Origin of the sequence: Methyloversatilis sp. RAC08 (assembly GCF_001713355.1) — a bacterium.
Lineage (GTDB): Bacteria > Pseudomonadota > Gammaproteobacteria > Burkholderiales > Rhodocyclaceae > Methyloversatilis.
Genome location: NZ_CP016448.1, coordinates 1838154 through 1858915, shown reverse-complemented (window position 1 = coordinate 1858915; position 20762 = coordinate 1838154). Strand labels below are relative to the sequence as shown.

The 20762-nt window shown below is 65.0% G+C and carries 22 protein-coding genes; 13 read left to right on the top strand and 9 right to left on the bottom strand.

Features of this window, described 5'->3' with window-relative positions:
• Positions 1–8 precede the first annotated feature (8 nt).
• Genes BSY238_RS08670 through BSY238_RS08660 form a run of 3 tightly spaced genes read right to left on the bottom strand, consistent with a single transcriptional unit; the run spans position 9 to position 3147 of the window.
• Positions 9–1619 (bottom strand): hypothetical protein, encoded by a 1611-nt coding sequence (locus BSY238_RS08670; RefSeq protein WP_223300320.1) that lies wholly within the window; start codon positions 1617–1619, stop codon positions 9–11.
• Positions 1616–2839 (bottom strand): alanine racemase, encoded by a 1224-nt coding sequence (locus tag BSY238_RS08665; protein WP_083223983.1) that lies wholly within the window; start codon positions 2837–2839, stop codon positions 1616–1618. The genes BSY238_RS08670 and BSY238_RS08665 overlap by 4 nt, the downstream gene beginning before the upstream one ends.
• Positions 2836–3147 (bottom strand): ArsR/SmtB family transcription factor, encoded by a 312-nt coding sequence (locus tag BSY238_RS08660; protein WP_069038776.1) that lies wholly within the window; start codon positions 3145–3147, stop codon positions 2836–2838. The genes BSY238_RS08665 and BSY238_RS08660 overlap by 4 nt, the downstream gene beginning before the upstream one ends.
• 273 nt (positions 3148–3420) lie before the next feature.
• Here BSY238_RS08660 and BSY238_RS08655 point away from each other — a divergent pair, with 273 nt between their 5' ends.
• From BSY238_RS08655 to glpD, 10 genes are all read left to right on the top strand, one after another.
• Entirely contained in the window at positions 3421–3771 is a 351-nt protein-coding gene (locus BSY238_RS08655) for an ATP synthase subunit I (protein WP_069038775.1), read from the top strand.
• 1 nt (position 3772) lies between these two features.
• A complete protein-coding gene (gene atpB, locus BSY238_RS08650; RefSeq protein WP_069038774.1) occupies positions 3773–4654 on the top strand; it encodes a F0F1 ATP synthase subunit A in 882 nt (293 codons plus the stop codon).
• 55 nt (positions 4655–4709) lie between these two features.
• The gene (gene atpE / locus BSY238_RS08645; RefSeq protein WP_069038773.1) at positions 4710–4946 is read left to right on the top strand and encodes a F0F1 ATP synthase subunit C; all 237 of its coding nucleotides are present in this window, start codon (positions 4710–4712) and stop codon (positions 4944–4946) included.
• 45 nt (positions 4947–4991) lie between these two features.
• Positions 4992–5465 carry a F0F1 ATP synthase subunit B gene (locus BSY238_RS08640; protein WP_069038772.1) on the top strand — a complete coding sequence of 158 codons (474 nt, stop codon included), beginning with the start codon at positions 4992–4994 and terminating at the stop codon, positions 5463–5465.
• A 4-nt stretch (positions 5466–5469) separates the two neighbouring features.
• Entirely contained in the window at positions 5470–6006 is a 537-nt protein-coding gene (locus tag BSY238_RS08635; protein WP_069038771.1) for a F0F1 ATP synthase subunit delta, read from the top strand.
• Positions 6007–6016: 10 nt separating this feature from the next.
• Positions 6017–7555 (top strand): F0F1 ATP synthase subunit alpha, encoded by a 1539-nt coding sequence (gene atpA, locus BSY238_RS08630; RefSeq protein ID WP_069038770.1) that lies wholly within the window; start codon positions 6017–6019, stop codon positions 7553–7555.
• Between the two features lie 21 nt (positions 7556–7576).
• Positions 7577–8446 (top strand): F0F1 ATP synthase subunit gamma, encoded by an 870-nt coding sequence (gene atpG / locus BSY238_RS08625; protein ID WP_069038769.1) that lies wholly within the window; start codon positions 7577–7579, stop codon positions 8444–8446.
• Positions 8447–8481: 35 nt separating this feature from the next.
• Positions 8482–9885: a F0F1 ATP synthase subunit beta gene (gene atpD / locus BSY238_RS08620; protein WP_069038768.1), complete on the top strand. Its 1404-nt coding sequence runs from the start codon at positions 8482–8484 to the stop codon at positions 9883–9885.
• 65 nt (positions 9886–9950) lie between these two features.
• Positions 9951–10373, top strand: a complete 423-nt coding sequence (locus tag BSY238_RS08615; protein WP_069038767.1) for a F0F1 ATP synthase subunit epsilon — start codon at positions 9951–9953, stop codon at positions 10371–10373.
• 108 nt (positions 10374–10481) lie between these two features.
• A complete protein-coding gene (gene glpD, locus BSY238_RS08610; protein WP_069040568.1) occupies positions 10482–11963 on the top strand; it encodes a glycerol-3-phosphate dehydrogenase in 1482 nt (493 codons plus the stop codon).
• Here glpD and BSY238_RS08605 read toward each other — a convergent pair.
• The 4 genes from BSY238_RS08605 to BSY238_RS08590 all read right to left on the bottom strand — a co-directional run bounded on the left by BSY238_RS08605 (position 11948) and on the right by BSY238_RS08590 (position 14772).
• Positions 11948–12541 carry a ubiquinone biosynthesis accessory factor UbiJ gene (locus tag BSY238_RS08605; RefSeq protein ID WP_223300319.1) on the bottom strand — a complete coding sequence of 198 codons (594 nt, stop codon included), beginning with the start codon at positions 12539–12541 and terminating at the stop codon, positions 11948–11950. The two genes, glpD and BSY238_RS08605, sit on opposite strands and share 16 nt — an antisense overlap.
• 6 nt (positions 12542–12547) lie before the next feature.
• Positions 12548–13447: a Tim44 domain-containing protein gene (locus BSY238_RS08600; protein ID WP_069038766.1), complete on the bottom strand. Its 900-nt coding sequence runs from the start codon at positions 13445–13447 to the stop codon at positions 12548–12550.
• 142 nt (positions 13448–13589) lie between these two features.
• The gene (gene ubiE, locus BSY238_RS08595) at positions 13590–14327 is read right to left on the bottom strand and encodes a bifunctional demethylmenaquinone methyltransferase/2-methoxy-6-polyprenyl-1,4-benzoquinol methylase UbiE (RefSeq protein WP_069038765.1); all 738 of its coding nucleotides are present in this window, start codon (positions 14325–14327) and stop codon (positions 13590–13592) included.
• A 7-nt stretch (positions 14328–14334) separates the two neighbouring features.
• Positions 14335–14772 carry a gamma-butyrobetaine hydroxylase-like domain-containing protein gene (locus BSY238_RS08590; protein WP_069040566.1) on the bottom strand — a complete coding sequence of 146 codons (438 nt, stop codon included), beginning with the start codon at positions 14770–14772 and terminating at the stop codon, positions 14335–14337.
• 156 nt (positions 14773–14928) lie between these two features.
• Here BSY238_RS08590 and phoB point away from each other — a divergent pair, with 156 nt between their 5' ends.
• Positions 14929–15618, top strand: coding sequence for a phosphate regulon transcriptional regulator PhoB (phoB, locus tag BSY238_RS08585; RefSeq protein ID WP_069038764.1), 690 nt, complete (start codon positions 14929–14931; stop codon positions 15616–15618).
• 36 nt (positions 15619–15654) lie between these two features.
• Complete coding sequence (phoR, locus tag BSY238_RS08580) at positions 15655–16974, top strand: phosphate regulon sensor histidine kinase PhoR (RefSeq protein WP_069038763.1); 1320 nt, start codon at positions 15655–15657, stop codon at positions 16972–16974.
• A 40-nt stretch (positions 16975–17014) separates the two neighbouring features.
• On the opposite strand, the gene BSY238_RS08575 is transcribed toward phoR, so the two are convergent.
• Both BSY238_RS08575 and BSY238_RS08570 read right to left on the bottom strand, forming a co-directional pair.
• Positions 17015–18628 carry a hypothetical protein gene (locus tag BSY238_RS08575; protein WP_069038762.1) on the bottom strand — a complete coding sequence of 538 codons (1614 nt, stop codon included), beginning with the start codon at positions 18626–18628 and terminating at the stop codon, positions 17015–17017.
• Complete coding sequence (locus BSY238_RS08570; protein ID WP_069038761.1) at positions 18625–20175, bottom strand: hypothetical protein; 1551 nt, start codon at positions 20173–20175, stop codon at positions 18625–18627. The genes BSY238_RS08575 and BSY238_RS08570 overlap by 4 nt, the downstream gene beginning before the upstream one ends.
• Before the next feature lie 156 nt (positions 20176–20331).
• Between BSY238_RS08570 and BSY238_RS08565 the strand changes: the two genes are divergently transcribed.
• Positions 20332–20742 (top strand): COG4315 family predicted lipoprotein, encoded by a 411-nt coding sequence (locus BSY238_RS08565; protein WP_069038760.1) that lies wholly within the window; start codon positions 20332–20334, stop codon positions 20740–20742.
• The last annotated feature ends 20 nt before the right edge of the window (positions 20743–20762 follow it).

Below are 20762 nucleotides of genomic sequence, written 5' to 3'. Positions count from 1 at the left end.
GGCCCCGGTCAGCGGCGGAACAGCCGGCTTAGCAGCCACAGCGCGACCGCGCCGAGCGCCACCAGCCAGACGATGAGCGCGCGGCGCGACGCCGGCGGCGCCTCCTTCGGTGCCGATGCGTCGCGCAGCTCGTCGGGGAAGGGCCGCGGAGGCGCCGGCCGGACGATCCATTGCGAGCGGTCGGTCGGTACGCGCCCGGAATACTCATCGTAGGACGTGACCGGTGCGCGGCCAAATGCACGCGAAGATGGAATCTGCGGGATGTGGATGTACAACAGTGCTTCGACGTCGTCAGCCAGCAGGCGCTCGAGTCCCCGATCCGCCGCCTTGCCGGCCGCCAGCCGGCCGAGGAGGTCGCTGCCGGCGACGTTGAAGGCGACGAAAGGAAACAGGCCGCTGCGTTCCGCGCTCATGTAGTCGAAGGCCTGCAGGCCACTGGCCAGGCTCAACTCCGTGACCGTCATCCAGGGCAGGCCAAGCCAGGCTTTCAGTTTCGACGTCGGGCCCAGCTGCGGTACCGCCCAGCCGAGCGAACGCAGCGTGTCGAGACTGACGCCGGCGCAATTGGCAGTGGCGTGGCGGTAGCTGAAGTCGTGCCGGTAGAAGTGGCTGAACACGCGGTCGATGCCCTGCTGCACTAGGGCAGCGGCGCGCGGCTCGCGCAGCACGGCGACCAGCACCGCCGAGGGTCGGTACCAGGCCTGACCTGCATTGAGATCGGTCAGGTAGGCGTCCATCGGCAGCGTCGCCGCGACGATGCCCTTTTCGCTCCAGGCATCAAGGTTGTAGAAATTGTTAACCAGCCAGCCGCTCCACTGGCCGTGCTCCCCGAGTACGCCTGTGGCGAGGGCGAAATGGCCGCCGTGTGCCTCGTCATCGTCACCCTGGGCGCCATTGAGCACCAGCGCAAGCACCGGCTTGCCGGCGGCCGAGCGCGCCGCGCCCGGCGTGCGTTCCCACAGCAGGCGTACCGACGGCGGCTGGCGCGCACCGCCCTCGTTGGCGCGCACCAGCGTGGCCAGCGTTTCGCCGTCGCGCAGCGGTTCGGTGCTGAGCACCGTGAGGTCGATGTCGAAGTGGTGCGGCCACACGGTGCGCGCCATGAAGGCGCCGGCGTTCGCCTCACCGCGCAAGGTCAGCGGCTGGCCCTGCAGCCAGGCGACGCTGTCTGCGTTGAACCACGACGCGTTCGATGGCAGCTGCTGGACCAGCGAAAAGGCCAGGCTCTTGCCGTCGCCGATGTCGAGCCGGGTGCCGTCGGCCGTCAGGCGCGCGCCGGTCAGCATATGAGGCGAGCCGATCCAGATCAGCGGCGGGTGCGTCGCCTCGGAACCTGCGTCGTATGCCTGCGCCCAGGTGTGTACATCGTCCTGCGCGGTCAGCGCAGGATCGAAACCGCTCGCCGGTCCATGCGGCACGGCGATCCAGTCGTCCTGGAAATACCACAGCGCCTGCGGCGAGGCAGCACATCCGGCACAGGCGCCCTTGACGGCGCGAAAACCGGTCGCGTCGTGCAGGCCAAGCCGTCCGCCGGACAATCCGTCGGACGCGGCAGCGGCAGGGTGCGCGAAGGTCATCATCAGGCTCAGTGTAAGCAGGTGGCGCGCGGCGGGCGTCACAGCACGATCTCCGCCGCCGGCGGATGGCCCAGGAAGTTCACCGGACTTGCGCTCGCGCCGTAAGCGCCGGACTGGAACACCACGAGCAGGTCACCCGGCTGCGCGACCGGCAGGGTGATGTCGCGAGCCAGTACATCGAAGGGCGCGCACAGCGGCCCGGCGATGCTGACGCATTCGGTCCCGGCGTCGGGGACGGTCTGCAGCAGGGTCATCGGCAGATTGGCGGCTTGCGCACGATCGGGTTGCAGGGTGGCGTGCAGGTGATGATGGGCCCCGCCGTCAGCGACCAGCCAGGTGCGCCCGCGCACCGTCTTCCGGTCGAGAATGCGGCAGACGTAGATGCCGGCCTCGCCAACCAGGTAGCGACCAGGCTCGAGCGCGATTCGCGTACCCGGATGCGCTGCCTTCAGCCGTGCGTCGACGTGGTGCAGGTGCGCCGTGACCGCAGTCATGTCGAGCGGCGCCTCGTCCGCACTGGCCGGGATGCCGAAGCCGCCACCGAGATTGAGCCAGTCCAGCGCCAGCCCGGCGTCATCGGCCGCACGCAGCGCGTCGGCCGTGCAGAATGCATGCAGCGCGTTCACCGCGTTGGCGTCGAGCATGCGCGACGCACAGTAATAGTGGAAACCTGCGAAGGTGAGTCGGTGGTCGCGCACTGCGCGCAGTGCAGCCGGAAGCTGGTTGCTGTCGATGCCGAATACACCCGCTTCATTCATGCGTACATGCGTGCCCGTCATCGCAACATCCGGATTGACGCGCAGTGCAACCCGCGCCGGCAGGCCTTCGCGTGCTGCGATGCGTGCGATGCGACCGATTTCGCCGATCGATTCCGCGCACAGGCGCACGCCTTCGCGCACCGCAAGCGTCAGGTCCGCATCGCTTTTGCCCGGTCCGGTGAAACCCAGCTGCGCACCGACAAACCCGGCTGCCAGCGCGCGCCGGATTTCCTCGCCCGAGCTGACGTCGGCGCCATCCAGTCTCGGCTGCAGGCGGCGCAGCAACGCCGGCAGCGGATTGGCTTTCACCGCGTAACAGAGCAGCGTGTCCGCGGGCAGCTGTGCGCGCAGCGTGTCGATGCGCGATTCGATCGCCGCGGCGTCGTAGGCGAAGAACGGCGTACCGCCGAGGCGACCGGCGAGCGCGGCAACATCGAGTCCGGCGAAGGCCGCGGACGATGCGTCAGTGGATGTTGAACGGCAAGGCGTACCGGCGGTCGTCATCGGTGATCTTCCAGATAGTCGATCACGCTCTTCAGGTGGCCGATCAGTGCTGCGGCACAGAGCCGGAAGTGTATCTCGCGGCCGTGTCGCGACCGTTCGAGTATGCCGGCGTCGCACAGCAGCTTGAGGTGATGCGATACGGTCGTTCGGCTCAACGTCGAAGCCCTGGCGATGTCGCTGGCGTTCAGCGGAGCGCCCGGCTCGAACAGCAGCAGGATGCGCTGGCGCTCTTCATCGCCGAGCGCCGCAAAGACATGCGACAGGTGCAGCCACTCCGGCGGGATGTCCGATCGGTAAGCGCTTATCATGTCGAAAAATATCGACTAATTGACGCGCGGCGTCAAGCCCAAGTCATGTTGCGGCGCAGCGCGCAGGCCGCGTGGTCACCTGGAATCTGCGCTCCGCTTCGATTGACCGGTCTTGTAAGCTCATGTATCATCGCGGACTTTGTGTGTGGCGCATAAGTTCCGTGTGTGCCGCTGCAATGCAGTTGGGGATGTCGCGCAAGCGACGCTGACGTTGTTGATCGGACAGGTTCGCGCAGTGGGCCGGAAAGTCGCTGTGGAACGGAAAGAGCTGGCATGCTGAAGGCGGTCATGCTGCAGCTTTCGCTGATTCTGGTCATTACCGGTTGTGCGCTGTTGTTCGGTGGGACGCTTGCAGGGTTGTCGGTGCTGCTGGGCGGATTGAGCTACGCGCTCCCGTCACTGCTGTTCGCCCTCAGGTTGAACCGGCTGACAAAAGTTGCCTCAGCGTCCGGCAACGCATATCCGCTCGAATTCTTCTTCGGCGAGGCGATCAAGATCCTCTCGACGATTGGACTGCTGGCGTTGAGCCTTTACCTCGTACCGGACCTCATGTGGGGCTGGTTTGTCGGAGGTCTGGCTGCCGCGCTGCAGGCTGGTTTTTTTGCTTTCTTGCTCAAACACTGACATGGCATCCGGAACCGAACTGACGCACGCCGCTCCCACCGCGGGCGAATACATCGCCCACCACCTGACGTTTCTGAACAATTCCGGCGAAATGCAGGCCAACCTGATTGATTTCGGGTTGTACAACGTCGATACGCTGTTCTATTCGATCGTGCTGGGTCTGCTGACGGTGTTCCTTCTGCACCGCGCCGCGGCGAAGGCCACGTCGGGTGTTCCGGGCCGTTTCCAGGCCGCGGTCGAAATCCTCGTCGAGATGGTTGCCGATCAGGCCAAGGGCATGATCCACAGCGAAGAATCGCGCCGCTTCGTGGCCCCGCTCGCGCTGACCGTGTTTGTCTGGATTTTCTTCATGAATGCGATGGACCTGCTGCCGGTCGATCTGCTGCCGCGCATCTGGGAAGGTGTGTATGTCGCCGCGGGCCACGATCCGCATCACGCCTACATGCGTGTCGTGCCGACGGCCGACATCAACGCAACGATGGGCATGTCGATCGCCGTACTGCTGCTGTGCCTTTACTACAACGTGAAGATCAAGGGCGCCGGCGGCTGGTTCCACGAGCTGATTTCCGCACCGTTCGGCAATCACATCCTGCTGGCGCCGTTCAACTTCGCCATGAACGTCATCGAATTCCTCGCAAAGACCGTGTCGCACGGCATGCGGCTGTTCGGCAACATGTTTGCAGGTGAACTCATTTTCATGCTGATCGCGCTGATGGGTGGCGCATGGACCGGCATGAACGCACCGAGCATCCTGCTCGCGGCCGGCCACCTCGTTGCCGGCCTGTCCTGGGCGATCTTTCACATCCTGGTGATCACGCTGCAGGCATTCATTTTCATGATGCTGACGCTGGTGTATATCGGCCAGGCGCATGACGGTCACTGATTTGCAGTTCATCAGGTTGTTGTTGTTTTTCTATTCTTATCATTAAGGAGTTGTTATGGAACTGGGATTCGTTGCTATCGCCTGCGGTCTGATCATCGGCCTCGGCGCTCTGGGTGCTTGTATCGGTATCGCACTGATGGGCGGCAAGTACCTCGAGGCATCGGCACGCCAGCCCGAGCTGATGAATGCGCTGCAGGTCAAGATGTTCCTGCTGGCCGGCCTGATCGACGCTGCGTTCATTATCGGTCTCGGTATTGCGCTCTGGTTCGCCACGTCGACCTTCCTGAAGTAAGACAGGCAACCGCCCCAACACCGACTCATTGAAGGGAAAGTTGCCGTGAATCTGAACGCAACGCTCATCATCCAGCTCGTGGTGTTCCTGTCGTTCGTGTGGTTTACGAAGAATTTCGTATGGCCGCCCATCGTCAAGGCACTCGACGAGCGTGCGAAGAAGGTCGCTGACGGACTGGCTGCTGCGGACAAGGCAAAGGCTGATCTGGCCAATGCCGAGAAGCGCTCGATGGAAGAGCTGCGCTCCGCGCGCGAATCCGCCGCCGAGCTCCGCGCCGGTGCCGAAAAGCAGGCCGGCAAGCTGGTCGAGGATGCCCGCGCCGAAGCCAATCGCATCATCGCCGCCGCCCGCGAAGCAGCGACCACCGAAGCCGGTGCCGCAGCCCAGAAGGCCAAGGACGCATTGCGCGATCAGGTGGCAGCGCTTGCCGTCGCCGGTGCCGAACGCATCCTGCGTCGCGAAATCAACGCTCAAACCCACGCCGATCTGCTCTCCAACCTGAAACAGGAATTGAGCTGACACCATGGCAGAGAACGTCACCATCGCGCGACCGTACGCCGAAGCCGCTTTCCAGCTCGCCAGGGAAGCCGGTGCGCTGTCTGCCTGGGCCGATGCGCTGGGCTGCATGGCTGCCGCAGCGTCCGACCCGGCCGTTCGACAGCTGTTGTCCGATCCCACCCGCACGTCCGTGGATCGCGGCTTCCTGTTCCTCGCCGCGGTTCCGGGCGAACTGACCGACGAGCACCGCAGCTTCGTGCGCGTACTGGCCCAGAACAACAGGCTGTCGCTGCTGCCCGAGGTGTGCGAGCAGTTTGTCAGCCTGAAGAACGATCACGAGCTCAATGCCGTGGCCTACGTCAGTTCGGCCTTTCCGATGGACGACGCCACAGTGGCGCGTCTGCTGGCTGATCTGGAACCGCGTTTCGGCCGTCGCCTCGAGGCGCGGGTGAGCATCGATCCGGAATTGATCGGCGGTGTGAAGGTTGCGGTCGGTGACGAAGTGATCGACGCCTCGGTCCGCGGCAAGCTTGCCGCCATGGCCACTGCGCTACAGAACTAGGAGTTTTTTGATGAACCTCAATCCGTCTGAAATCAGCGACCTGATCAAGAGCCGGATCCAGAACCTGCACCTGACCGCGCAGGCGCGTACCGAAGGCACCGTCGTTTCGGTTACCGACGGCATCGTGCGCGTGCATGGTCTGGATGATGTGCAGCAGGGCGAAATGCTGGAATTCGAAGGCAACACGTTCGGTCTCGCACTGAATCTCGAGCGCGACTCCGTCGGCGCCGTGGTGCTCGGTGATTACGAACATATTTCCGAAGGCCAGACCGTCAAGTGCACGGGCCGCATTCTGGAAGTGCCGGTCGGCCCCGAGCTGATCGGCCGCGTGGTCAATTCGCTCGGCCAGCCGATCGACGGCAAGGGCGCGATCGATGCCAAGATGACCGACAAGGTCGAAAAGGTAGCCCCGGGCGTGATCGCACGTCAGTCGGTGTCGCAGCCGGTGCAGACCGGCCTGAAGTCGATCGACTCGATGGTTCCGGTTGGTCGCGGCCAGCGCGAGCTGATCATCGGCGACCGCCAGACCGGCAAGACCGCGGTTGCGATCGACGCCATCATCAACCAGAAGGGTCAGAACATGACCTGCATCTACGTGGCGGTCGGCCAGAAGGCCTCGACCATCGCCAACGTGGTGCGCAAGCTGGAAGAGTACGGTGCGATGGCCTACACCATCGTCGTCGCCGCAACGGCTTCCGACTCGGCTGCGATGCAGTTCCTCGCACCGTACGCCGGTTGCACGATGGGCGAGTACTTCCGCGATCGCGGCGAAGATGCGCTGATCGTCTATGACGACTTGTCGAAGCAGGCTGTTGCCTACCGCCAGATTTCGCTGCTGCTGCGCCGTCCGCCGGGCCGCGAAGCCTACCCGGGCGACGTGTTCTACCTGCACAGCCGTCTGCTGGAGCGCGCCGCCCGCGTGAATCCGGAATTCGTCGAGAAGTTCACCAATGGCGAAGTGAAGGGCAAGACCGGTTCGCTGACCGCACTGCCCATCATCGAAACGCAGGCCGGCGACGTGTCCGCCTTCGTTCCGACCAACGTAATTTCGATTACCGACGGCCAGATCTTCCTGGAAACCGACCTGTTCAACGCCGGTATACGCCCCGCCATCAACGCGGGCGTGTCGGTGTCGCGAGTCGGTGGTGCAGCCCAGACCAAGATCATCAAGAAGCTGGGTGGCGGTGTGCGTCTGGCACTGGCCCAGTACCGCGAGCTGGCTGCTTTCGCGCAGTTTGCTTCAGACCTCGACGAAGCCACCCGCAAGCAGCTTGAGCGTGGCCGCCGCGTGATGGAGCTGATGAAGCAGCCGCAGTACTCGCCGCTGTCCGTCGCGCAGATGGGTGTATCGCTGTACGCCGCCAACAACGGCTACTTCGACGACGTCGAGGTGCCGCGGGTGCTCGCTTTTGAATCGGCCCTGCATCAATACCTGCAGCAGAAGACCCCGGATCTGATGAACAAGATCGAGTCCACCAAGGATCTCGACGGTGAATCGGAAAAGGCGCTCGCTGCCGCGGTGGCCGAGTTCAAGAAGAGCTGGGCGTAAGCGCGCGGACCGGAGATAACCATGGCCAGCGGAAAAGAAATCCGTACCAAGATCAAGAGCGTGCAAAACACGAAGAAGATCACCAAGGCGATGGAGATGGTGGCTGCATCCAAGATGCGCAAGGCGCAGGACAGGATGCGGGCTGCTCGCCCCTACGCCGACACGATCCGTCGTCTTGCCGCCAATCTGTCCGCCGCCACCGCCAGCGAGTACAAGCACCCCTTCCTCGCGACCGTCGGTCAGATCAAGCGCGTCGGCATCATCGTCGTCACGACCGACAAGGGTCTGTGCGGTGGCATGAACACCAACGTGCTGCGTCTTGCCCTGAATTCGATGAAGGAATGGGAAGCGAAGGGCGCGACCGAAATCCGCGTTGCCGCCATCGGCAACAAGGGTCTGGGTTTCATGCAGCGCATGGGCGCCAAGGTGGTGTCGCAGGCAACGCAGCTGGGTGACACGCCGCACCTGGAAAAGCTGATCGGCACCGTCAAGGTGATGATCGATGCGTTCCAGGCTGGCGAGCTCGACGCGGTGTATATGTCCTTCACCCGCTTCATCAATACGATGAAGCAGGAGCCGGTGATGGAACAGCTGCTGCCGCTGACCGGTGATCGCCTCGGTACGCCGCAGGGCACGTGGGATTACCTGTACGAGCCCGACCCGCAGGTGGTGATCGATGAATTGCTTGTCCGTTACGTCGAGGCGCTGGTGTATCAGTCAGTGGCCGAGAACATGGCGTCCGAACAGAGCGCGCGCATGGTGGCCATGAAGGCGGCCTCCGACAATGCGGGCAATGTCATCGGCGAATTGCAGCTGGTCTATAACAAGACCCGCCAGGCGGCGATCACGAAGGAGCTGTCCGAAATCGTCGGCGGCGCCGCTGCAGTCTGATCGCGCACAATGATTTTTTGTATTGGGGATAGACGATGAATACCGGAAACATCGTTCAGTGTATTGGCGCAGTCGTGGACATCCAGTTCCCGCGCGATTCGATACCGAAAGTGTTTGAAGCTCTGACACTCGACGAAGCAGATGGCACGCACACCGCCGAAGCGGGTTTGACGTTCGAAGTCCAGCAGCAGCTGGGTGATGGCGTGGTTCGTACGATTGCGCTGGGCTCCAGCGACGGTCTGCGCCGCGGCATGAAGGTGGCGAATACGGGCGCGCCGATCAGCGTGCCGGTGGGCAGCGCGACGCTGGGCCGCATCATGGACGTGCTGGGTCGCCCGATCGACGAAGCCGGCCCGATCCCGACGGACGAGCGTCGCTCGATCCACCAGAAGGCCCCGAAGTTCGACGAGCTGAGCCCGTCGGTTGACCTGCTGCCCACGGGCATCAAGGTGATCGACCTGATCTGCCCGTTCGCCAAGGGCGGCAAGGTGGGTCTGTTCGGTGGCGCCGGCGTCGGCAAGACCGTGAACATGATGGAACTGATCAACAACATCGCGAAGTCGTACGGCGGCTTTTCGGTGTTTGCCGGTGTGGGCGAACGGACCCGCGAAGGCAACGACTTCTACCACGAGATGGAAGAGTCGAAGGTTCTGGACAAGGTGGCCATGGTGTTCGGCCAGATGAACGAGCCGCCGGGCAACCGCCTGCGCGTGGCGCTGACCGGCCTGACGATGGCCGAGAAGTTCCGCGACGAAGGCCGCGACATCCTGTTCTTCGTGGACAACATCTACCGCTACACGCTGGCCGGTACCGAAGTGTCCGCGCTGCTGGGTCGCATGCCGTCCGCCGTGGGCTATCAGCCGACGTTGGCCGACGAAATGGGCCGCCTGCAGGAGCGCATCACCTCGACCAAGGTGGGTTCCATCACGTCGATCCAGGCCGTGTATGTGCCTGCGGATGACTTGACCGACCCGTCGCCGGCGACGACCTTCCAGCATCTGGACGCCACCGTCGTGCTGTCGCGTGACATCGCTTCGCTGGGCATCTACCCGGCGGTCGATCCGCTCGACTCGACCTCGCGTCAGCTCGATCCGCTGGTGGTTGGCGAAGAGCACTACAACTGCGCGCGCAAGGTGCAGATGACGCTTCAGCGCTACAAGGAACTGCGCGACATCATCGCCATTCTGGGCATGGACGAGCTGTCGCCGGAAGACAAGCTGGCCGTGTCCCGTGCGCGCAAGATCCAGCGTTTCCTGTCGCAGCCGTTCAACGTGGCCGAAGTCTTCACCGGCTCGCCGGGCAAGATCGTGCCGCTGGCCGACACGATCAAGGGCTTCAACATGATCGTCAATGGCGAATGCGACCACCTGCCGGAACAGGCCTTCTACATGGTCGGCGGCATCGAGGAAGCGTTCGAAAAGGCGAAAACCCTGCAGTAATGCACCGGCGTGTGCGGTGACGGGCTCGCCCGCTGCCGCACACGGGCAGCATTCACGGAGTACTTATGTCCAAGACCGTACATGTCGACGTGGTCAGCGCGGAAGAGAAGATTTTCTCCGGGCTGGCGGAATTCGTCGTGCTGCCGGGCGAAAGCGGCGAACTGGGCATCCTGCCCGGTCACACGCCGCTGATCACGCGCATCCGCCCGGGCGAAGTGCGCATCAAGCTGCCGAACCAGGACGCCGAAGAATTCGTGTTCGTGGCCGGCGGCATGCTCGAAGTGCAGCCGGGTCTGGTGACCGTGCTGGCAGACACAGCGATCCGCGGCGCCGATCTCGATGAAGCGAAGGCGCTGGGTGCCAAGCGTCTGGCAGAGGAAGCGCTGGCGAACCGCAATGCCACGATGGATTACGCGGCAGCGCAAGCGGAACTCGCTTCCGCCGTCGCTCAACTCGCGGCCATCCAGAAGCTGCGCAAGCGCCACTGAGCGTTTCTGCAGTGCCTGGCACGGGAAAGGCAGACTTCGGTCTGCCTTTTTCGTTTCAGGCGCCCATTCGCTCCAGTCACTGATTCGTTCCGGCGCAGAATGCCGACCATGGCTTCGCCTCCGCATGATCTGCTGGTCGTCGGTGCCGGCATCAATGGTGCCGGGATCGCGCGCGACGCCGCGTTGCGGGGTTTGTCTGTCGTCGTCTGCGATCGTGGCGACATCGCCGGCGCGACCTCGTCGGCGTCGACGAAACTGATCCACGGCGGCATCCGCTATCTGGAACAGGCCGCGTTCGGGCTGGTACGCGAATCCCTGCGCGAGCGCGAGATTCTCGGGCGCATCGCCGCGCATCTCGTGCGGCCGCAGCGTTTTGTCTTGCCGCACACCGGCGAGCGGCCGGTGTGGATGCTGGCCCTCGGCCTGGGTCTTTACGACCTGCTCGCCGGCCGCAGCAGTCTGCCGCCATCACACCGGCTGCCCACGGATTTTCCGCTGCTGCGCGAACTCGATCCGCCGGTCTCCGGTGCCCACGCCTACTTCGACCTGTGGGTGGACGATGCGCGTCTGACGCTGACCAACCTGATGGATGCGCGCACACTCGGCGCAGAGGTGCTGCCTCGGCATGCGCTGGTCACGGTGAGCGCTGACCCGGCGGGGGGCTGGCGCTGCGAGCTCTCGGGGCATGGCGGGAGGCGCGAAATTCACACGCGCTGCGTGGTCAACGTCGCCGGGCCGTGGGTCGGCGAAGTGGAGAAACTGCGCGGTGAGCAGCCACCGCCGTTGAGGCTGGTACAGGGCACGCACATTCTGCTGCCCCGGCTGCACGCGGGCGACGACGCGTGGCTGCTGCAGCAGCCCGACCGGCGCGTGGTGTTCGTCATTCCATGGGACGCGCATTCGCATCTGGTCGGCACGACTGAAACGGAACTGGATTCACCGGCTGCATCGGGTGCGACTGACGCCGAATTCGCTTACCTGCTGTCCGCCGTCCAGCGCGCCTTTGGCCGGCGGCTGCACGCCGAAGACATCCAGTGGGCGTTCAGCGGAATGAGACCGCTGATCGGTGACGACGGACGCACTGCCCGCACCGCAAGCCGCGAGTATCGACTGTCGCTGGACGCAACCGACCTTCGGCGGGTCTGGCTCACCGTACAGGGCGGGAAGCTGACGACCTACAGGCGGCTGGCTGAAATCGCGGTTGATCTGCTGAAGGGCCCGCTCGGCATGGCCACCCGCTCAACGACCGCCGAGCGGGTCCTCCCGGGTTCCGGCCCCGCCCCTGCTGCGGCGCTCTCCATCCTGCACCGGACGGCGGGCACCCTCCCAGCGGAATGGATTGACGCGCTGTGGCTTCGCCACGGTACGCTGACTGCGCAGTTGATCGGTGATCACGCCAGCGGGGCGCGCGGCGCCGGCCGTGATTTCGGCGGTGGCCTGTTCGAGTCGGAGGTGCGCTGGTGTGCCGAGCACGAGTGGGCAGCCGAGGCCGATGACGTCATGTGGCGCCGGACCAAATGCGGCGTGCGGATGTCGCCCGATCAGCGGGCTGCATTCTCCAGCTGGTGGAGCGCTCAGGATTTCGGCTGAGCCCGGCGTTCGAGCAGTTCGATGCGTTTCTGAAGTCGGGAAAAATCGTCCCGCAAGGTATCGACGTCCGATGCAAAAGCGACGGACGCCGCGGGCCGGATCAGCATCTGTGCCTCGTCTGCAACATATTCGGAACCGGCATTGGCAAACCGGCTCGCCAGATCGCCGCCTGCAGACAACATAGAGCGAGCACTGCCGACCACACGCTCGGCTGCCACATCGCCGACGACGCGGCTGAGGTCTTCGGCTGCATCCCAGCGCAGCGAACGCAGCACCTGTCCAAGCGTTTCGGCCAGCGCGGCATCACCTTCGATGCGCGCCTCGCGCAAAACGCCTTCACCCTGGTGTGGCAGGCGCAGCAGCGCGTCGGCTGGCAGACGGAGCGTGACGGATGGAATGCTTTCGGCAGACTCGGCCAGCGTGCCGTCCGGTGCAATGGCAAACGCCACACCGACGGCACCAACCGCCAGCCGGGCGTGCCTGCCGGCGTACGCGGCGAGCTTCTCCTGCCCGCCCGGTGTCTGGGCGAGCAGGTGGTTGAGCAGCTTCAGTGCGGTCGCAGCGAGCAGGGCGCTCATCCCCGTTCATTCCATTTGCTGGATGCCGGCGATGAGCCAGCCACGGTCTCCCGACACGGGCTTGGAGAGGTGCCACACTTCATCGAACGATTCCGGCGACGCGTCGGCCTGTTCGCGGATCAGGCCGTAGAAGCGCACGCTGGCGACGTACTGCGTGTCTTCGGTGCTGACATCGAGCAGCACGGCTTCGACCTGCACCACGTCGGTGGACTGTGGTTCGCTGCCGCGCTCCTGGATCTGCATGCGGATTTCGGCAAACACTTCCGGCGTCGTGAAGCTGCGGATGTCCTCGACGTCACCGGCGTCGTTCGCAGCCTGAAGGCGCACGAAGTTCAGCTTGGCCTGACGCAGGAAGCCGGCGACATCGAAATCGGCCGGGATGTGCGCCGGAGCTGCAGCCGCTGCCATCGCTGCAGCTGATCCGGCGGCAGCGGGCGCGTCAAAGGGCTGATTCTGCGGCGGTGCGTAGGCCGGACGTCCGGCGGCGGCACCTGCGTACTGCATGCCCGGCTGGGGGGCCGGCGACTTGCGGCGTGCAAACATGCGCCACAGCACCAGCGCGCCGATGACCAGTAGTGCAATCATCATGAAGGATGCCAGTTCCTCACCGAATCCGAGGTGCGAAGCCAGTGCGGCCAGGCCGATGCCGGCGGCCAGGCCGGCCAGCGGTCCCATCCACGAACGCTTCGCCGGTTGTGCGGCGGCGCCGGCGGCGGCCGCGCCCGACTGTTGGGTGGCCGATGATGTGTTCTGTGCCGGCGCCGGTGTGGCGTCGCGCTTCATCACCGACGAATCGCGCTGTGATCCGAACGACTTGCTGCCGCCGAGCCGCTTGGCTTCGGCTTCGTAGGTCATGCCGCCGAAACCGACGACGGTGGCAAAAAGCATCAGCAGGAACTTCTTCATTCTGTTGTCTCCTCGGGTAAGGCGGGAACACGAGACCAGTCAGGCTTCGGAATCATCGCCCAAAAAATTAGCACACTAACAGACCGCCGGGAACGCGGAAGGTTCTGTTCTTTTTCGACCGATGGCAGGCGCGTACCGGCGTTCAGAGCTTGAAGCCGCGGTGCAGCGCGACCACACCGGCACTCAGGTTGAAGTATTCGACCCGGCCGAGGCCCGCGTCGCGCATCATTCCGGCCAGCGTGTCCTGATCGGGATGCATGCGGATCGACTCGGCAAGATAGCGATAGCTCGCCTCATCCTTCGCCACATGCCGACCCAGCCACGGCAGCACCTTGAACGAGTACAGGTCGTAGGCCTTTTCCAGCGGTTTGGCGACACGCGAGAATTCCAGCACCAGCACGCGGCCGCCCGGCTTGAGCACGCGACGGAATTCGGCCAGCGCGCGGTCCTTGTGCGTCATGTTGCGCAGGCCGAAGGCGACCGTGACGCAATCGAAGTAATTGTCCGGGAACGGCAGCTTTTCGGCGTCGCACAGCAGGCTGGGCAGCAGCAGGCCGGCATTGGTCAGCCGGTCGCGGCCTTCGCGCAGCATGTCAGGATTGATGTCGGTGTGCCATACCTCGCCTGTTTCGCCAGCGCGTTTGGCATGCGCAATGGTCAGGTCGCCGGTGCCGGCTGCCACGTCGAGCACGCGCTGACCCGCACGCACGCCTGCCATCTGGATGGCGAACGCCTTCCAGCCGCGGTGCAGGCCGCCGGACATCAGGTCGTTCATGATGTCGTAACGCCGTGCGACCGACGAAAACACGCTCGACACCCGCTTCGCCTTCGCCGCCTCGGCGACGCGCTCGAATCCGAAATCGGTGGACGGTTCGCTCATGTTCAGCTCAATGCGAGTGGCCGCGGCCACCGGTACCGCAGCCGCCCTTGGCTGAGGGCGGAGGCGTCAGCGCGGGATCGCGGCTGGCGCCGGCGGCATCGAGGCGGGCCAGATAATCGGACCACAGGGCTTGCTGGTTCTCGCCCAGCAAGTACAGATAGTCCCAGGAGTAGATGCCGCTGTCGTGGCCATCGGAAAATACCGGCTTCACCGCGTAGGCACCGACCGGCTCGACGCGCGTGATGTCGACGTCACGCTTGCCGACCTGCAGCGTTTCCTGGCCCGGTCCGTGGCCGCGTACCTCGGCCGATGGCGAGCACACGCGCAGGAACTCGAAACTGAAGCTGAAGTGCCGGCCGTTGTCGAAACTGACGTCCATCAGCTTCGATTTCTGCTGCACCTTTATTTCCGTGGGAATCGGGGTGTCCTTGTCCAGACCGGCCATGGTTTTCTGCATTCGATACGAAGAAGGCCGATGATACCGCGCGCCGCACGCACTGCCTTCGTGAACGCGCACGCAGAGGCCAGACGCTGTCACTAAATCGTCATCGTACTGAAATAGACTTCGCAGCGATCCATCACCGGAACGACCTTCATCGTCATGGCCCGCATACTCGTTGTCGAGGACGAACCGTCCATTCAGGAACTGATCAGCGTGACCCTCACGCGCACCGGCCACGATCCGCTGCGCGCGCTCGACGCCGAAACCGCGCTGCGACTGATGCAGGCCGAACTGCCGGATCTGGTGCTGCTTGACTGGATGCTGCCCGGGCAAAGCGGCATTGATCTTGCACGCAGGTTGCGAAGCGATGAACGCACGCGCGGCGTGCCCATCATCATGCTGACCGCGCGCGGTGACGAACAGTCCAAGGTGACCGGGCTGGAAACCGGCGCCGACGACTACGTCACCAAGCCGTTCTCTCCGCGCGAACTTGCGGCCCGCATAAAGGCCGTACTGCGCCGCCAGAAGCCGCAGGCGACCGAAGACCCGGTCGAGATCGAAGGCCTGCGCCTCGACCCGGCGACTCATCGCGTCACCGCGCGCGGCGCAGCCGTCATGCTGGGCCCGACCGAATTCCGTCTGCTGCACTTCTTCATGACGCACGCCGAGCGCGTGCATTCGCGCGCCCAGCTGCTCGACAGCGTGTGGGGCGATCATGTGTTCGTCGAGGAGCGCACCGTCGATGTGCATATCCGTCGCCTGCGCAGCGTGCTCGAAGCGAGCGGCCACGACGCGCTGATCCAGACCGTGCGTGGCAGCGGCTACAGACTGTCCTGCCAGAAGGAATAGCGCGCGATAATCCGCAAATGAACGGATCGTCCCGCCATGCGTGAATTCTGGTATCGCGTCCTGCTGCGCGTGGTGCTCGTTGGCGCCTGCGTGCTGACCGGGCTGATCGCCGGGTCGATCGTGTTCGGGCTGGCGCTGGCGGTCGGCGTGCTGCTGGCGGGGAGTCTGCGCGACCAGTACGAGATCGGCCGCTTCGATCACTGGCTCAATTCGACCGTCGATACCGCGCTGCCCGATGGCGCCGGTCAGTGGGAATTCCTGTTCGCCAAGCTGGCTCGGCGGGAGCGCAATGCGCGACATCTGCGCGAAGACCTGCGCAGCCGGCTCGAGCGCATGCGCGAAGCCAGCCGTGCGATGCCTGATGGCACGCTGATCATGTCGCGTGATGAGGTGATCGAATGGCTGAATCCGATGGCCGAGCAGCATCTGGGACTCGACGGGCAACGCGATATCGGCAGTCCGCTGCTCAACCTGCTGCGTCAGCCGGAGTTCGCCAACTACCTGCAATCGGGCGACTATGCCGATCCCCTGTCGATGCCTTCGCCGCGCCAGCCGGGCCGTACGCTGCAGATCCGCGTGGTGGCCTTCGGCGACGAGCAGAAGCTGCTGCTGTCGCGCGACATCACGCAACTCGAAAAGCTCGAAACGATGCGGCGCGACTTCGTTGCCAACGTGTCACACGAAATGAAGACACCGCTGACGGTGATTCATGGCTTCCTCGAAACGCTGGAGGACGCGCTGCCCGAACTGCCACACGAACAGGCACTGTCCTTCATCGCGATGGCGCAGCAGCAGTCGGTGCGCATGCAGCGTCTGGTTGAGGATCTGCTGACGCTGTCGGCGCTGGAAACCGATGCGCCGATGTCTGAGGAGGCGGTCGACATGCGCAATCTGCTCGACATCGTGATGATCGAAACACGTGCGCTGTCGGGCGGGCGGCACGAAGTGCTGCTCGAACTGGACGGCCCGCCCGGCGCGCTCACCGGCTGCGCGCGCGATCTGCGCAGCGCGCTCGGCAATCTGGCCAGCAATGCGGTGCGCTACACGCCGGATGGCGGTCGGGTGCGACTGGGCTGGACGGTGGTGGACGGCTGCGGGGTATTTTCGGTCGAGGACAACGGGATCGGCATCGATGCGCAGCACATACCGCGCCTGACCGAACGCTTTTACCGGGTCGATCGTGGCCGGTCGCGCGAGACCGGCGGTACCGGTCTGGGTCTTGCCATCGTCAAGCACGTGCTCGAACGCCACCAGGCGACGCTGAATGTCGTCAGCGAACCGGGCAAGGGCAGCTGCTTTACCGTGCGCTTTCCGGCCCGGCGCACATTGAGGCAGGCACAGGCGGTGGCAGCCTAGGTTTCCGCAGGGCCCGATCCCGCAAGGATCGTACGGCCGGCTATTTCACCAGTTCGCTGAATGCCACCCGTTCGTAATTGATGCCGAAGGTATTCAGCCGGGTCAGGGTCACGCCGAGCACGCTGTCGTTCAGATAGATTTCCAGCGCGCGGTCCTGCTGGAACCAGCCGCGTGGCACGACCAGCGTGGCTTCCTCGCCCATCACCTGTACGGCTGGCAGCAGAAAGGCACGAATGAAGCGCTCGGCGGGGGCGCCGTCTTCGGCCTTCGGACGTATGGCGATGGCGCGTGGCGTGCCGGGCAGCACATGCAGCCCGACCAGCAGGCGGGCGTCGGCTTCGACCATCAACCAGGATACGCGGGCCAGTCGCCAGTGTTCGGCGTCAGGCCCGAATACCGCCACGATCTGTGCGTGCTCCACCGGGCCGGTGTCCGGAGGCGCGCGCAGGCGATAGCCCATCACGCTGTGGTCGAGCATGGCCCAGCGCTGCGTCGGATAGTGCGCCCGCGCGCTGGCCTGCCGTACCGCCAGACCGGCGCCATCGTGGGCGCGTTCGCCGAAGGTGGCGATGTCGATGAAGTCGCTGTGGCTGTAGATGCGAGCGGGCGGCGGCTGGACGAATTCGCTGCCGCTGATCAGGAAGTGCATCGCTTCGAAGCCGAGGGCGATATCGATGTCACCGGTGCCGATGCGCCGCTGGAAGCGGCGCGGATTGGCGGCGTGGCACCACGGCTTGTACAGCAGCAGCAGCAGGCGGCCCGCCGAAACGGGGTGGCAATCGGCGCCCAGGCCGAGATGTTCCGGTGACAGACCTTGCTTGAGTCCCGCCACGACGCGCTCGATCTCGCTGGCCAGCCGGGCCGAGCCGAGCCGACGCAGCGATGGCGCGCGGGCGAAAACCTCCAGCGGCTTGGCACCGTTGTCTCGGTTGAGGTCGATGGCATAGGTCTTGGCGTCTGTGCCTCCGAACACCGGCATGATTTCGGTCAGGCTGGCGTACTGGTCGGCCCAGCGGCACACCCATTCGAACTCGCGCGGACTGCGGCCGTACGGGTTCGACAGGTCGATCAGCAGCACGCAGCAGTACGATTCCGCCGCGCTCTGTGGGTAGCCGCCCTCCTTCAGGCTGTCGGCCACCGGCTGGGTGGCGAATCCCCATTCGTCGGCCGTGCTGAAGTAGCCGTGCAGTTCCAGCCACATGCCGCGCGGAATGGTCCGCCGGGCGCGGAAATACTCGATCACCGCCCGGCCGGCATACAGCACGCAGCGTTGGCAGACCAGCGCGAGTTGTGTATCGGACAGCGGATGCACGCCGGTCTGCTCAGCCGCCTGCGCATAGCCCTGCGCCATGCCCAGCCACAGCGCAACCACCTGGCGCAGCACCGGGTCTTCAGCGCCGCCCGGAATCACCGGCCGGCTGCTGTAGCGCACGGCCAGGCTTTCCTGCAGGAAATGCAGCGGTGCCCGCATGGCTTCAAGCACGTCGAGGTAATCCGGGCTGCGCGGCGGTGTCTGGCGCAGACCGTACAGCAGCCGGGTCAGCGTATCGCGCACCCGCGGCACATTGGTCAGCGGCAGTTCAGCAATCAGTGTTCTGCACTGGCGCGCGTCGCGGTAATTCAACGTGCCGGGCAGGGGCGGAATGTCGGTCATGCTGCGGGCTCGATGCGCGCGAGGTCGAAATCGGCACCGCGCTCCAGCGATTCAACCAGCCGCACGCGCCGCCGGCCGGCGTCTCCCGACAGCAGGATGTCGCGCGACTTGCGATACCAGCCTGACGGCAGCGCGACGCATTCCGGTTGGCCGATGCGCTCGACGGCTGGCATCAGCAGGCCATGCCCCTGATGTTCGCCCTGGCCGTCGGGCGCGCGGGCCAGCCCTACCGGCTGGGGGGTGCCGGCGAGCAGGCTGATGCCGATCTGCAGTTCGACGCCATTCGCCATGACCCAGCAGATGTGCGCCAGCATGAATTGGGGGGCGTTGTCCGGCCGTACCGCCAGCAGCATCCCGTTGCTCACGCGCATGCCGTCGCCGCCGATGCGACGGCCCAGTCGCAGACCGGTGGCGCTGTCGTCGAGGATGCGCCAGTCTTCGACCAGATAGCCGGTGGCGGTGGTGGCCGGCGCGCTGGTGGATTGCAGTACGTCAAGCGCAGCGGCGCCTCCGCCAAAAAACTGCTGCACCGCCAGCATGCCGACGACCACCGATGCGTTCTGCTGCAGCGGTCGTCTCGGTTCGGCGCGTGTCAGGCCACCGCGGCAGCAGTGCGTGTGCAGGTGGCGCAGCAGCCGGTCGGCCTGGGCCGGGCTCAGTTCGTCGCCCAGACGCAGCGCGACCGGTGTTTCACCCTGCGCAAGCAGCCCCAGCCGCTTGCGGATGCCGTGCGAAAACTCATCCAGCACCAGCCAGCGCAGCGAGCTTTCACGCTGGGCGGCACGCGCGATCGCCTCGTCGCTCGACAGATCGAGCATCAGTGGCGGCAGCGCGCACTGGTGGATCGCAGTGTCGAGCAGTGCCACCTTGCCGGACCACTTGCCGAGCCAGCGGTACAGCATGCGCAGCTGGCGGTGCGTCAGGCCGAACGGACTGGCCGTGTGCATCAGCACGCACAGCACATAGGCGGCGCGCACGCTGGTGGGGCGTTCGTCGTTCAGCGTGTCGTCCTGGATCTTGCGTTCGCCCGCCCCGAGCTTTTCCGCCGCTTCGTAGCAGGCATGGGTGCGCCGCCAGTAGCCGGTCGGCGGCAGATGAGCGGCGCGCAATGCGTCAAGCTGCATCTGCGACAGCGCGCTCAGTGCGCGGTGGGCAATCAGCCCGACCTGGCCGGCGACGCCGCCGTCGCCATCGAGTGCAGCAGCCAGGCAATGCAGGTAGGCCGTGGCCAGCGCATCCCACATCGCCTGATTGGCATCGAAGGCCGCGCGCTCGCCAGCCGACAGCGGCAGCGGCCGGCCAGCAAAGCGGCCCGACGCGCCGGCTTGCGCATGCAGCACGGCATCGCGCACTTCTTCGATCACGCGCAATCGCTCGCCCGCCGTCATCCGATACCGGTTCAGCAGGTTGATCTGGCCGAGCAGGCTGGCCTGGGCGTTCAGGGGCTGCGTGCCGTCGAGCTGCTGCAGCCAGTCGCGCGCCGCCCGGGCAGTGCCGAGCTCGGGCGGGTGCGTTGGTGCGGTTGCAGGCAGGGCGAACGGATGCATTGCGATCTTGCAGCGGATAGCGATACCTGATTCTATGTGCGTGCCGCTGTTTGCGTGTGCGCACCTGGCTTGATCGCACGCATTTTTTGACCGATTGCGGCATCGCAACCCGCGTGGGCGCGCTGTCTGCGCGCAATCACCGAACGGGAGATCGACATGTTATCGAGATACCTGCTGTCTATCGTCACCATGGCGTGCAGCCTGACCGCGCTGGCGCAGCCGATCGAGGGCGCGGACGGACGGCTCACCGACCCGTCCGGCCGGGTGCTCTATACGTTCGATCGAGACAGCGCAGGTGTCAGCGCCTGCAAGGATGAGTGTGCCGTGCAGTGGCCGCCTTTTTCCGCCTCGCCCGATGCGTCGGCGAAGCCTGCCTTCTCGCAGTTGCGCCGCGACGATGGCAGTCTGCAGTGGGCGCATCGCGGCAAGCCGTTGTACTACTTCGTGGGTGACGCAAAACCCGGCCAAGCGAGCGGCGACGGCCTGGGCGGCACCTGGCATGTCGCGCGCACCCGCCCTGCGGAGACACCGGACAGCGGGCCCAGTTACAGTCCGAAGGGATACTGAGCGGTGCTGTCTGCGGGCGG

Coding starts and splice junctions, on each gene's coding strand:
- BSY238_RS08615 (WP_069038767.1), top strand. CDS start 9,951: ATGTCCAAGACCGTACATGTCGACGTGGTCAGCGCGGAAGAGAAGATT.
- glpD (WP_069040568.1), top strand. CDS start 10,482: ATGGCTTCGCCTCCGCATGATCTGCTGGTCGTCGGTGCCGGCATCAAT.
- BSY238_RS08660 (WP_069038776.1), bottom strand. CDS start 3,147: ATGATAAGCGCTTACCGATCGGACATCCCGCCGGAGTGGCTGCACCTG.
- BSY238_RS08665 (WP_083223983.1), bottom strand. CDS start 2,839: ATGACGACCGCCGGTACGCCTTGCCGTTCAACATCCACTGACGCATCG.
- BSY238_RS08655 (WP_069038775.1), top strand. CDS start 3,421: ATGCTGAAGGCGGTCATGCTGCAGCTTTCGCTGATTCTGGTCATTACC.
- atpE (WP_069038773.1), top strand. CDS start 4,710: ATGGAACTGGGATTCGTTGCTATCGCCTGCGGTCTGATCATCGGCCTC.
- atpG (WP_069038769.1), top strand. CDS start 7,577: ATGGCCAGCGGAAAAGAAATCCGTACCAAGATCAAGAGCGTGCAAAAC.
- ubiE (WP_069038765.1), bottom strand. CDS start 14,327: ATGAGCGAACCGTCCACCGATTTCGGATTCGAGCGCGTCGCCGAGGCG.
- BSY238_RS08635 (WP_069038771.1), top strand. CDS start 5,470: ATGGCAGAGAACGTCACCATCGCGCGACCGTACGCCGAAGCCGCTTTC.
- phoB (WP_069038764.1), top strand. CDS start 14,929: ATGGCCCGCATACTCGTTGTCGAGGACGAACCGTCCATTCAGGAACTG.
- phoR (WP_069038763.1), top strand. CDS start 15,655: ATGCGTGAATTCTGGTATCGCGTCCTGCTGCGCGTGGTGCTCGTTGGC.
- BSY238_RS08565 (WP_069038760.1), top strand. CDS start 20,332: ATGTTATCGAGATACCTGCTGTCTATCGTCACCATGGCGTGCAGCCTG.
- atpD (WP_069038768.1), top strand. CDS start 8,482: ATGAATACCGGAAACATCGTTCAGTGTATTGGCGCAGTCGTGGACATC.
- BSY238_RS08575 (WP_069038762.1), bottom strand. CDS start 18,628: ATGACCGACATTCCGCCCCTGCCCGGCACGTTGAATTACCGCGACGCG.
- atpA (WP_069038770.1), top strand. CDS start 6,017: ATGAACCTCAATCCGTCTGAAATCAGCGACCTGATCAAGAGCCGGATC.
- BSY238_RS08590 (WP_069040566.1), bottom strand. CDS start 14,772: ATGGCCGGTCTGGACAAGGACACCCCGATTCCCACGGAAATAAAGGTG.
- BSY238_RS08570 (WP_069038761.1), bottom strand. CDS start 20,175: ATGCATCCGTTCGCCCTGCCTGCAACCGCACCAACGCACCCGCCCGAG.
- atpB (WP_069038774.1), top strand. CDS start 3,773: ATGGCATCCGGAACCGAACTGACGCACGCCGCTCCCACCGCGGGCGAA.
- BSY238_RS08600 (WP_069038766.1), bottom strand. CDS start 13,447: ATGAAGAAGTTCCTGCTGATGCTTTTTGCCACCGTCGTCGGTTTCGGC.
- BSY238_RS08605 (WP_223300319.1), bottom strand. CDS start 12,541: ATGAGCGCCCTGCTCGCTGCGACCGCACTGAAGCTGCTCAACCACCTG.